At 59.9% G+C, this 12,206-nt stretch carries 5 protein-coding genes and 1 pseudogene; all 6 read right to left on the bottom strand.

Annotation, left to right across the window (positions count from 1 at the left end; genetic code table 11):
* A pseudogene (locus HFD97_RS22200) lies at window positions 1-193 on the bottom strand (replication initiation protein); the annotation flags it as partial.
* An 860-nt stretch (window positions 194-1,053) separates the two neighbouring features.
* Window positions 1,054-1,851, bottom strand: a complete 798-nt coding sequence (locus HFD97_RS21015) for a DsbA family protein (RefSeq protein WP_167432458.1) — start codon at window positions 1,849-1,851, stop codon at window positions 1,054-1,056.
* Between the two features lie 72 nt (window positions 1,852-1,923).
* Window positions 1,924-7,710: a MobF family relaxase gene (gene mobF / locus HFD97_RS21020; protein WP_167432459.1), complete on the bottom strand. Its 5,787-nt coding sequence runs from the start codon at window positions 7,708-7,710 to the stop codon at window positions 1,924-1,926.
* A complete protein-coding gene (gene traD, locus HFD97_RS21025) occupies window positions 7,707-10,328 on the bottom strand; it encodes a type IV conjugative transfer system coupling protein TraD (protein ID WP_167432460.1) in 2,622 nt (873 codons plus the stop codon). The genes mobF and traD overlap by 4 nt, the downstream gene beginning before the upstream one ends.
* A gap of 101 nt (window positions 10,329-10,429) precedes the next feature.
* The gene (locus HFD97_RS21030; protein WP_167432461.1) at window positions 10,430-10,789 is read right to left on the bottom strand and encodes a hypothetical protein; all 360 of its coding nucleotides are present in this window, start codon (window positions 10,787-10,789) and stop codon (window positions 10,430-10,432) included.
* Between the two features lie 672 nt (window positions 10,790-11,461).
* Window positions 11,462-12,193, bottom strand: coding sequence for a complement resistance protein TraT (gene traT, locus HFD97_RS21035; protein ID WP_167432462.1), 732 nt, complete (start codon window positions 12,191-12,193; stop codon window positions 11,462-11,464).
* Window positions 12,194-12,206: the final 13 nt, after the last annotated feature.

Consider the following 12,206-nt stretch of genomic DNA (forward strand, 5'->3'; position numbering starts at 1 on the left):
TTTTGCCGGTGCGTTTGTCTTTCATAACGAGCCGGCTCATGGCGTGCCCCATCTGTCCCGGCAGGCGCCGGAAGTTACCGGGTGCAAACCATTCAGGGTTTGAGCACTTGCAGGCGACGGAGTGATCGCCGCGGTGGCGTCCGTCATTCTTGAGGTTCGGGCGGTTTAACCCGATTAAAGTCTGGTCATTCACCCTGTCCCGTACTTATGGCGGGCAGGGGTTGTCTTATGAAAAGCATGCGTTATAATCCTTCACAGGCGCAGCGCCTGCTTTTGGACCCCCTGACTCTGACTCTTCCGCCAAGTTGACATCAGATTCGGGGGGTTTTTGCATTCAGAGCCCGGTGAAACGTCGGCTCCATACCCTGGACGTTTTACGGATACGTCCCATCCGGTTAGTTCTTTCCCGCGCCGCGCATGTCCGGCCACAGGTTTACTGCACACCCCGTCGTTAACCACCACAGTAATCAACAGGGATCTGAAAAGGATCGCCGCCCGGCGAATTCTGAAAAGAATACCCATCTCACCTGCTTAAATCCAGCACAGTTTGCACATAGCACGAATCGTATGGATAAAAAAAGTTCACCGATAAACTTTACCGTGACCGGGTTCACATCTGCGGGCGGACTTAATCCAGACCACGCGTCTGGCGGGACGGTGATGTCCGGAAGAGGTATTCACTGATATTCAGGCAGCCGGCTGGGGAGGGGTCACAGACAATTGCTTTTAACTTACGACGGGCAGGGCGGTCAGGCTGAGGCGTACCGCAGCACCGCGAGGAACGAACAGCCTGAGCGGCGTGGCCGTCATGGGGTAAAGGTTCTGGCGGAATAGCCGATACCCCGGACAATGCCCGCTGGCTGGCGCTATAAGGCAGACTGAAATGCTTCATCGTCCCGGCCCCGTGCCGGGATTTTTTATTACGTTGTGCGGTAAATAGTTTGACAGCATGTCGCATGCTGGCTCATGCTCCCGGCGGGTTTCTCTTGTTTGGTGGTGTTATTCCGTTATGGAATAGTTTGCCCGGCCCTCTGCCACGCGGGCCGGGTTTTTTTACCGCTTTTCTGCCCGGGCAATGGCCTGCTGCATCACCTGTTCGCTGACCACGCCCGGAATGACCGTAGTGTTGTCCGGCGTGGCATTTTCAGCCGGCATCACGATAATGCCCGGCGTCCCCGTCAGCCCCAGCATCTCAGCCAGGGCAGCATTGTTCTCCGTAACGTGGTCAGACACGACCTTATCCCCGTCTGAAGCCGCACCTGCACCGGCCGCGGCAGCGACCTTCTCAATGTCTTCTGCCGTCAGTTTTCCTTCGTTATGCCCGGTGCGGTAAATACCGTTGTGAAATGCCATGTACGCATCTGCCCCCTGCTTCCGGTAAATACCCAGCCCGCGGCGTGAAGCCTGCTCTGATTCAGGATAGCGGGCGGAAAAAATGGTCCAGTCGCGGAACGCAAAGCGCACGCCGGCGTTTGCAGCCATCACCTTTTCCATCACCGGCGCCATCATGCTGCAGGCGATGCATTCGTAATCGAAAAATTCAGTCACGATGACTTTTGAGTCCGCCGGCCCCTTAACGGGTACACTATCCAGCTGCATCAGCAGCCGGTGTGTTTTCAGCGCTGACTGCACGTAAGCCTGCTGCTGCATGGCCTGCTGCCGCGCCTGCAGCTTTTTGCTCACCTCAATGAGCACGTCCGGGTGCGCGACCAGATAGTCCGCCGCAATTTCGCCGATGCGGGCCTGCTGCTCCGGGGTAAACGCGTCAGCGCCGGCGGCACCGGCCTGGACTGTAAACAAAGCAGTGCTCATGGCCAGAGCAATGCTGGTCATCTTAAGGGTCTTTTTCATGGTTTATCTCATATGCCTGCGATGAGCAGGCCGAAGGTGACGCGGCCGCACTGAGGACGGCCGCAAAGGATATTAACGTTCTTTCTGTATGTGACGGGTGATTTCCGGACCAGGTAACTCCCTCTCAGGCTCGCGACCCCGCGCTTCAGGGGGCAGGCTGACCTGCGCCTGCCGGTCGAGTTCGCGCACGGCACTGGCCAGCACCGCTGACGGAATTTCCGGCTGAGCCGTTTTAACTGCAGACCGCGAACGGTTAAGTTCTTCCTGAACCTGGCGGACCACGGCAGCCGGGGTCGCGCCGTCGCTCCCTGCTGCGGCAGCCTGCCTGACACTGTCCGGTATCCCGCTCACTGACAGCGCACCGAGTACGGCGCGCACCGCAGCATCAGATGAGGCATCCGGCGTATCCGCCAGCGTCCGGGCAGCCTGCCGGACAAGTGCGCTGTAGTCCGGCTGCGACTCGCCCGGAAGTCGGGGCAGCTTCTGCTCAATAACTTCTGCCACACGTGCTGCAAGCTGCACGGCCAGGGTAACCTTATCCATCCCGCCCTGGCCGGGTGGCACTGCCGGCAGGCTGGTTTTTTCCATCTGATTGCCGTTGCTGACTGACTTTATTGCACTGCGCAGCGTAGCCTGCTCATCCTGCTCTCTCTCCGTTTGCGGCAGAACGGCGAGTATCTCCTGCAGCTCAGCTTTCACCTGACTCAGAAGCGTGGCGTCCGGACGACGCAGCTCTTCCAGGTTGCCACCCGCCACCTTCAGAAGCTGTGCGGATGGAATCTGTCGTCCGTGCATTATCAATACTCCCGCCTCCGGCTTTTCGCGCGCGGCGGCCAGTCCCTGCGTGAGATCGCTGACGAGCACGACCTCGCCGCTGCGGCTTTTCTGCAGCATGGCGGCCTGTGCACCCGCTGTGACCAGCTGGCGGGTCTGCCCGGCGAGCAGTGCGCCCTTATCGTGAAGCAGCGGCATCATCGTCAGGCCCGCCGCTTTTCCGTTACCGTCATACACCGGCAGGGCCAGATGTGGCTCCGGGTACTTCCGTGTCGGCGGGATGATGCGTGCCGTAACCGGGCTGCCGCGCAGGCCATTTGACCGCAGAAACGCGCGGCCCATTGCCGTTTTAGACGCGGGCTGACCCATCGCCCAGATCCGCCTGGCCCGATCGCGCTCCGGCTCGGGCGTGAGCGCATCATGCGCCGTGGCCGGCCCTTCTTTTCCGTTCCTGAGCGTCTTTGTCCAGCCTGCTTTATCATCGGTAAAAATCTGGACATGATCCTTCGCACGCGAGACGTTGATATAAAACGCCCGCGCGCCGCTCATCAGCTCACGAGCGCCCTCAACGCCCTCCAGCGCCAGTGAGTAACGGGCACTGGCGCCCTGAGCGCCGTAGCCGGTGACCGCCCAGCTGTAGTCCACGTGCCGGTCAGCGAACGTTGCTGCCGGATCGATAACCTTCAGCCCGCCGGCATTGCGCAGCACAATCTCACCGTTGTCGCGCAGCTCTTCAACGCGATACTGTTCGTGTGCAGCGTGACCGGCCTGCTTCTGGGTTTTACTCAGGCGGACGCTGTCACCCGTGCGAAGCTCAATAGAGCGGGTCTCAAAAACCTCAATTTCAGTGGCGTTGAGCTCCTGCGGCGACCAGTACTGCGTGCGCCCCGCTTCATCCTTCAGGGTGATGTTGCCGTTTGCCTGGTCAACGCCGGTAACGTGCAGGTACCGCTGACTGGCCATCACCACCTGCCCGGTTTCCCAGTCGTCGATACGGTTAAAGTCGTGCCGGCCGCCGTTGATGCGATCCAGGACAGGGACGGTGCGATACGCCTCGCCCAGCTCTTTTGATTCAACCATCGCGTTATGAATACCCTCATTGATGGCTCTGCGGTCTGCGTGCAGCTGAACCATGATCATGGTCTGCTCCCGTGCCTCATCGGTGCGGCTCATAAAGTCAGCCACGATTGTGGATACAGGATCTGCTGACTCGACAATTGATCCGGCGGGCGGCACCGTGCCTGCGCGCCGGGGAACAACGTCCGGCGACACCTTTTCAATGTTTCTCAGGGCCGCCGCGAAATCATTGCTGATGATGCTGTACACAGCAGACTTCAGGTCCGGGTCGCGCTGGCGCACGATTTCCTTCATGACCGCCACGTCAATCGGGCTCCGCTCCTGCATCAGCTGGAATGGCGCTCCGCTCTCGGGCGACTGCAGCTGTGCTACGTCCCCTACCGGCACGGCGCGGCCGTTTCCGGCGGCGATCGCGCGGTACGCCGCCGCGGTATCCTGGTTACCAATCATGGAAGACTCATCGATAAGGAACAGCATGTTGTCATAGCGGACGTCCTCGCCGGCCGCGCTGCGCATCTGCCAGTCCAGCACAAACGACTTCAGCGTCTGCGCATCGATGCCGGTGCCCGCCATCTCCTTAACCGCCCGGTGAGTCGGGCCCAGGCCTACAATGACCGGACGCGCGTCAGCCGGCAGGGTGTCGATAGCCGCCCTGACCGCATTGAACTGGGTGGTTTTACCGACGCCTGCATACCCCTGCACGGCCGTAAACCGGTCCGGACTCTGCAGAATAAGCGAGGTGGCCTCTTTCTGGCCCTGAGTCAGGCCGGACAGGAGGGCCGGATCGACCTGCGCCATCAGCGGCACCTGCGTGTTTTTACCCCGCTCAATTTCGCTCACGATGGCTTTTTCCATCTCCCACGTGGCGCGCGCAACGAAGTGAGGTCCGGCACGGGTCTGCACCTCAATGAGGTCACCCTCCTTAACCTGCCGGGCAACTTCACTCTCGATAAGCTTCAGGTCACCGCAGAATGTCAGCGCCTCATCCAGCAGTTTCGCCCACGGGAAGGCGACGTCCCGCATCTGCGCCACGCCGCGCGTTACGGCTTTCTGTGAATCAGAGAGCAGCTGTTTACTGAGCGTGTCCACCGCCTCACTGGCATCCTCTTTTCCGCTGGCCTGCCGGACCAGCGACAGCGGCGAGCGCGTGGAGCGCAGGCGCCCCAGCTTCTCTTCCGCCCGGCTCAGCGCTTCGCCGGTAAAAATTTCCGCCTCATGGCCGGACTGTGCCAGCGCATTGATCATATTTACCGACAAATCCTGAGCGCCCAGGCTGGCCAGCACCGTGCCGCGGTCGTTGTCACGGCTGCCGGGCGCGCTGACGTATCCGTAAGTCACGTAAAGCGGCCGGGACGCGTCCAGACGCAGCGGCTTTTGCTGCCCTTCGCGCTGTACGATGAGCGTGCCGTTTTCAATCGCCGTGACCGTGAGGCGATCGCGCGCTTTCAGGCCCGCATGCTTATCACCGGCAAGCGCAAACAGGCGTTCCCCGGCGGCAATTTCAGCATCATTCTGCGTGAACAGCCGCCAGTCGCCGGAGAGTACGCTGAGTTTTACCCGTGACAGCACCCCGTCCCCGTCAATCAGCGAGAGCATGCGGGTCTCATCATGCACGCGGTCAATGACGTAGTGCCGCGTTTCGTTTTTCTCTGACCGGTCCTCCAGCACCATACCGGCGCGGTAGGTCTGGGGGAGACGGCGCTCTTTAGCCGTCATAAACACCGGCGTACGCGCCACGATGCTGACCGACTCCTGCCCCAGCCTGCCGGCATCCTGCAGCGCACTCCTGATAACACCGGTCAGATGGCTCTGCTCGCGCGGGCCTGTCACAACGGCCGTAACGGGCCCCTCCGCAGGGTCCATTCCGGCATAGCGATCTGCCAGCGCCTGATAGCGGTCGCGCTTGTCCTGAATACTGGTCACGCGCACCTCGATTCCGTCAGACGGTGCGTTCAGGCTCTGACGCTTTACGCCCGCTGCCGTCAGCACGGACAGGGCATTCGCATTTGACTGCCGTCCGGCACTATCCAGAAAGAGCAGCTGCGCATTCTGCTGATGCGCCTCACCGGTGAGCACCAGCATTTCTTTCAGGCTGAGTTTTTCCGCGCTCTCGACGATGACCGTACTCTGCGGCATCAGGCTGAAGCTGCCATCAAGCATCCGGCTGCGGTGCAGCAGCCGGTCCCTGAGCTCAGGCGACTTTGCAAAGCTGAGTGCGCGCTCGGCTGAACTGGTCAGCACGCTGACCTCGCGCCCCTGCTCACGTGACATTGTCACCAGCTCCTCTGTAACCTCACGCAGCCGGCCGACTGATGCAGGCGCACTGATGATAACGGCAGGCTCCCGGGCAATGTGCTCAGGGTGCGCGGGGGAGAGATCGCCGACAGTGCTGAAATTAATTACCCGGTTCTCTTTCAGGATATCTGCCGCCAGCGACTGTACCGACAGCTCATCCAGCAGGTGGATGTGCGAGGTAAACACGCCTTTATCACCGTCGAGAGGCACAAGCAGGTTGTCATGAATAGCCTGGTCAAGCGCCCTGCGCAGGTCCGGAATGGTGTTCTGCAGTTCACCGGCGTTATGAGCGGTCAGCAGAAGATCCCCGTAGGTAAACCGCGTTTTACTGTCGCTCAGCACGGAAATAGCGGTGCGGACCGCCTCCATCGCCGAAACAGGGGCGTCCTGCACCTCACCCGCGTCAGGACGGGACATTTCACGTTCGCGCGCTTCATTTATCACACCCTGGATGTCAAAGCCGGTATCGTCCATCTGGCGCTGCCAGCGCGCCTGCAGCCGGGCACGGCCGTCGGCCGTTTCGGGTTTAGCGATCGGGTCATCCTGAATCTGTGGGGACGGCGCTGATGTTCCTTTATCTGCTGTAACAGCCGCTTTTTCTGTGGCTGACACCGCGCGCTCAGGACCTGACTCTGCCGACAGGTCTTTTTCCTGTGCTGATGGGGTTAAAGGCTCTTTATCCGCCTTTTCAGGGATTTTCTCTGCGGCTGACACCCCATGCGCCGGTTCAGGCTCTGCCGGCACATCTTTATCCTCTGCTGACGGGGCTGACGTTTCTTTATCCGCTGTTGCAGGGATTTTCTCTGTTACTGCCGCAGCACGCTCAGCCTGCACGGGTATGGAGGAAGATTCGGGCCGGGTGCGCCCCGGTGCCCCCTTGTCCTCACCATAGCGGCTGATATCCTGCTTGCGCTGGCGAGTATCAAGTGCGGCCACGTCGCGGCTTTTCAGTGAAGCATCCTCGCCGGCGCGTGCGTGGATTTCCCGGTGGCGTGAGGAAAACTCATCCAGCACCGCTTCCGTAAAGCCCTTTATCTCCCACAAATCATGACGGCCGCCGGTCGGCACGGTTTCATAGCCGATAGCCTCAGCCTTGCCTTTAAGGACATTGCGGTAGATTTTGCCGTACGTTATCTGGTTGCGGTATGCCGTTTCGATAAAGCCGGCACCGTGAATGGTGTCGGTGGCCAGCGCCTTCCACCTGCCGTCCAGCTCCGTGACGTTGGCCATCACCGCGTGCGTGTGGATCTGCGGATCGAGGTTGCGGGAGGTGTCGTGCGTGAACAGGGCGGCGACCATTTTTCCGCTGGTCACGATGCGCGTGACGCCCTCCTTCGTGTCCCGGGCGCTTACCGTCTGCTCCATGATGGCCAGCGTCTCTTTTACTGCATCATGGTGTGCCTCCAGCAGGCGTTTATAGCCGCCGGCAAGGATAAGCATCGAGACGCTTTTGGGTGCTGAAAAGGTAAAGTCGTGCCCCGGTCGGTGCACGTGTACCCCCTGCACCTCCTTGCCCAGCACCACGCCGTTGGGCAGATTGCCATGCAGAATGTCCGTGAACGTATCCAGGTCAACCGGTCCCTCAAGCCCGAGTTCACGCGCACCCTCCCCCATCCACTGCGTGGGCATGTCATCCAGAAAGTAATAGTTATCCTTGCTGCTGTAGTAGCCGGCAGCGTCGGCGGCCGAGGCCACCGGAGCAACGGTCATCATCGTTCATACCCTCCCGGGTCAAGGCTGTCACTCATCTCCTGATACGCGTCGTAGTCGTCGCGGTGTCGCAGGATGTTCTTTTCGTCATCGGCCATGCGTGCGTTGGCGTCGCTGTACTGCCGGGCATCAGCCTCCTCGCGCTTTTCCTGGTCGGTTTTTCGCGGGCTGATGTGCCGGACGATGAGGCGGCCGCCGTCGTCTTTTTCCATCTGCATGCTGAGCTCCGGAGACTCACCCTGCGCAGCGTCGTCCTGAGGTAACGCCTCATCAGCGTTGTCTACGCTGTTTTCTGCTGCAGCCGCACGGCTTTTGCGGCGCGCAAGCATGTCCAGCGCACTGGGTCCGGCTGGCTTTGATTTCATAAGGGGTCGCACGACCGGCTTCAGCGTCTCCGACTGCGACGCGTCTCCCCCGGTGTCTGTCGGCATTACCGGCCGGACAGGTGCCGGCGGCGTCATTTTCGTTTCAGGCGGTGCCTCTGCCGAAGCCTGCTTTGCCGGCAGCGGTTCAGCCTCAGCCGCGATGACCGGCGCGGGTACAGTACGTAGCGGGAACGGGCGCACGTTTGAGGGCGGCGGCGTATCACTCACAGCTTCTGATGCGGGTCGTGCCTGAGCCGGCGTCGCAGCAGGTACTGGCGTCACAACCTCCCGCTCAGCAGGTGAAATCGGACGACTCACGGGCGGCTCAGCTTTTAACGGTGCGGCAGCCGGTGAAGCAGGCACGGTCTCCGGCCCGGATGTGGCGGTGGTACGGTCACCGTTTTCCAGTATTTCTTCGCCGGTCGGAAACGAAATGTTCGCCGCGCGGGAACTGCGTTCGTTGCTCTCGATGATTTGTTCGAGCTCCGGACTCAGCCGGTCACGGAAGTCACGCTCAATCAGCGCGGGGTGATATTTTTTCTGTTTACGGTACTTCAGGTTCAGCTTCACCACCGGGTACTCGCCCGGCAGGCGCACATAGAACTGCAGGTTCGGCATCTTCATAATCTGGTCGTAGTCCACGATGGGCTCGTTAACCTTGTCCTTACTGATGGAGATACCGTCACGCACCTGGTCAAGGCCGTAGCTGTTCTGCTCGCGCGCCTCGCGCCGGCGCTGATGACCCAGCTCCTCCTCCACGATTTTGGCCACCTCAGCGCTCGGCGAGCGGCCATAGGCGCGGGTGTTCAGCAGGTCAAAGATGGCTTTAGCCATCTCGCGGCCGTAAATGTGGATCAGCTGCGGCATGTTCTGAATGCCCAGCACGAAACAGCCGCCGAACTTGCGCGCCTCGGCCAGCGTTTCGTTGAACTCCGGTATTTTCTGCAGGCTGGCAATCTCATCGCCGATAAACCACACGCGCCTGTCGCTGTTCTCGCCCATGCTCTGCAGCAGCAGCGTGGCCAGCGACAGCCACATCGATATCAGGGGGCGCACAGCCTTGCGATGGCGGGCGGTGGTGGAAATAAACAGCCAGCTGCTGTCGTACTGCGCATCGGTCATCCACTCGCGGATGCTGAACTCCGGCTTACCCTCCTTATCCAGCCCCTGCAGGTAGCGCAGCGACTTCGCGTAGTTGGTCAGCACCGAGCGGATAGAGATAGCGGTCTTCTCGATTTTTTCCTCAACCAGGTTGGCCGACGGGGTGTTCTTCAGAAACTCACGCAGGCTTTTCAGGTCGATAGAGAGACAGGTCTTCAGAAACGTTTCGATGCTGCGGTCAGGACGGGACGCGAACTGCATGGCCGTGTCGCTGAAGATGGTGCGCGATGAGGACACCCAGAACGGGTCGGAATCGCCCTCAACCGGCATCAGCGCGGCCGTCATGTTCTCGTAGTCCACCACATCCTGCCCCTCGCGCCACAGCACCCAGTACTCACAGCGCTTGTCGTGCGCGTTCAGAATTTTGTCCACCCGTTCGTCATAGTGGGTCTCGATAAACGTACCGCCGGAGTCGTAAACAATCGCCCGGTCGCCTCGCCGGCGGATGTAGTCCAGCAGCCAGCGGATGAGCGTGGACTTACCGACGCCGATGGTGCCGTGAATGAGATAGTTCATAACCTCGGTGTTCTTAACCATGTTCAGGCCGCCAATCTGCAGATCGGACTTCTGACCGGCCTTTTTCAGCAGCCGGTTGACCTCTTTAGGCTGATCGGTAAGGGTCATGCCGGAGATAAACTCGTCCTCACTCTCCTTCTTACCGATGCGCCCCACATACCAGGCGATGAGGCACCAGAGCAGGCTGGCGGTGATACCACAGGCGCTGGCGATGAAGCGCAGATTCGTCAGGAACTGGCGGCCCATGTCCTGCATCCACGGATTGGCCAGCAGCTGCGCCGGCGTCAGCTTTATCGTGCACAGCTGCGCACTTTCATCGCAGTGCCAGAAAATGTCCCACGTGGCTTCGGCCGCACGCGGGGACAGGCCCAGCAGTGAGTGGCTTGGCCATGCAGCCCAGTACCAGAAGCCGTTACGCAGCACATCGTCGGGTGTTGTCAGCCAGAACAGCACGCCGGTGGCTAACACGAACAGCAGCAGCATCCAGTGGAAAATCCAGTTACTGACCTGCACAAACATGCGCAGCCGGTAGGCCGTCATCTGGCCGCCCTGCGTCAGGTATTTGGGTGTAAAACTCATGAAGAACTCCGGATAGCACGCAGGCGCAGCCCGCCCGGAAAAACCGGGCAGGCCGACGGCACAAAGAAAAGTGGCAGAGAGGGCCGATCAGGCCCCGGAGATTAATTCAGCGTGATGGACGCGCGGGTGCGGATAAGCCCCGCACGGCGCAGCAGCCAGACGCCGGCCATAACGGGGATAGCACAGGTGAAAATAAACAGATTCCAGCAGACCAGCGTGAGCGCGGAAAGCACGCAACCGGCAGTCATCACCAGCAGAAACAGCAGCAGCGTGATAATGCCCGAAGGCATCATGTCGCCCTGCACCATACGGGTGGCGAGGTCCCAGGCAAACAGATGGCTGTGTGACATGATGGTTTGTACGATATCCGGCCCGAACTGCCACAGCACGATGGCGCTCCAGGCGAAACACAGTGTTAACCAGATAACAAATGTGCGAGCCGCACCGTTGAGAGGGAGCATAGGTATTTCCTTCAGAAAGTTAAGAATGGAGGATCAGTAGAGGTAAGCACACGCACGGACGCGCGCCAGCCACGCAGAAGCCTGCCAGTGAAGCATGCGCGGCAATTAATTGGGGAAATCTAAGCCACGCTTCCGCTGGCCCGAATATCCGGGAAATCCGTTGAATATAAGGTCCCATAAGGGAGGAGGGCAGCACCCGTGGTGTTGATGCTGCCCCGGTGTCCGCTGCCCGGGGGGCGCTGACGGGGGTCGGCAGGCGCCCCGTTGTCAGGAAAGGTTTCTTATTTCTCCTGAAGGCGCTTGCCGCCGGTTTTACAACCGGTCGTTACTTAATACCAGGAATTTCAGCGACCTGCAAGCTGCCATATCTTTGTAACGGCTATCCGTAGCCCCGCAGCGAAAGCTATGCCACAGACACTTACGGTCAGCACGTATAGAAACATGGCTCCGATCATAAAATGACGAAGCGACCCGGCCCCGGGCGCCCCGCGGACAGCATCATAAACCCGCAATGCCGCACTCAGATTGTCCAGCAGCCAGTCGTCTGTCAGCGCGATGAGCGTCAGCGAGCACAAAAGCCCCAGGAACGAGACAGTAATGATGACAGTCAATGACGTAGCTGATGTCTCGCCAGAATTATGCACTCAGGCCTCCCGGAACAGGCGTCTGGCTTTACATAATACCTGCGACAGATTTGGCCAGCTGCGCTTCAAGCACGGGCTTTGCCTCTTCAAACTTCAGGTTCACTTTATTAGCATTTGAAACGACGCGGGTCTGATATTTCATGCGGTTGCCTTCTTCGCTGCTGGTCTGCAGCTTGATGCCCGATGAACCCTGGCGCAGCGCCGCCACGTTATCCGTGGTCACGGCGGCCTTACTGCGTTCGGAAATCTGCAGATCGGTCACCATTGTGTAATTAACGTCTTCCACCATTGCGTCCGCTGCCATACCCGCCAGGCCTGCGGCGAGGCCTACGCCCAGAATGGCACCGCCGGACGTGCTGTTGTAGGCGGTAATACCTGCACCCAGCGCGGCACCGGTAGCGGCACCTTCATATCCGGTTGACAGGAATCCCTGTGTCTGACGCAAGTCCATCTTTTCTGCCTTAAGCACGTTAGCCTGAATCCAGTAGTAGGCGGCATCAGGACTGGAGGTCACGGTATAGCCTTTTGCGCGCAGGTCCTGCGCCAGCATCGGCTCCAGATCGCTCATGTCTTTATCGGAGGTATTACGCACCTGCAGGTAAACGGTTTTCTGACTGGACGGCTCCAGCCAGACGGTCTGGCTCATCTGCGTTTTGACATCGAGATTGCGTTTTTTGATGGCGGTGCTCATAGCACTGCATCCGGAAAGCATCAGAGAGGCAGCAGCGATTGCTGCCACGAAGGCGTTGCGGTTTTTCATTGACGTATCCTTG

The sequence above is a fragment of the Pantoea sp. EKM103V genome, assembly GCF_011800365.1.
Taxonomy (GTDB): Bacteria; Pseudomonadota; Gammaproteobacteria; order Enterobacterales; family Enterobacteriaceae; genus Pantoea; species Pantoea anthophila.

What these genes read in the sequence shown, in the direction of transcription:
- HFD97_RS21015 (WP_167432458.1), bottom strand. Translation starts at nt 1,851, where the DNA reads ATGAAAAAGACCCTTAAGATGACCAGCATTGCTCTGGCCATGAGCACT.
- traD (WP_167432460.1), bottom strand. Translation starts at nt 10,328, where the DNA reads ATGAGTTTTACACCCAAATACCTGACGCAGGGCGGCCAGATGACGGCC.
- HFD97_RS21030 (WP_167432461.1), bottom strand. Translation starts at nt 10,789, where the DNA reads ATGCTCCCTCTCAACGGTGCGGCTCGCACATTTGTTATCTGGTTAACA.
- traT (WP_167432462.1), bottom strand. Translation starts at nt 12,193, where the DNA reads ATGAAAAACCGCAACGCCTTCGTGGCAGCAATCGCTGCTGCCTCTCTG.
- mobF (WP_167432459.1), bottom strand. Translation starts at nt 7,710, where the DNA reads ATGATGACCGTTGCTCCGGTGGCCTCGGCCGCCGACGCTGCCGGCTAC.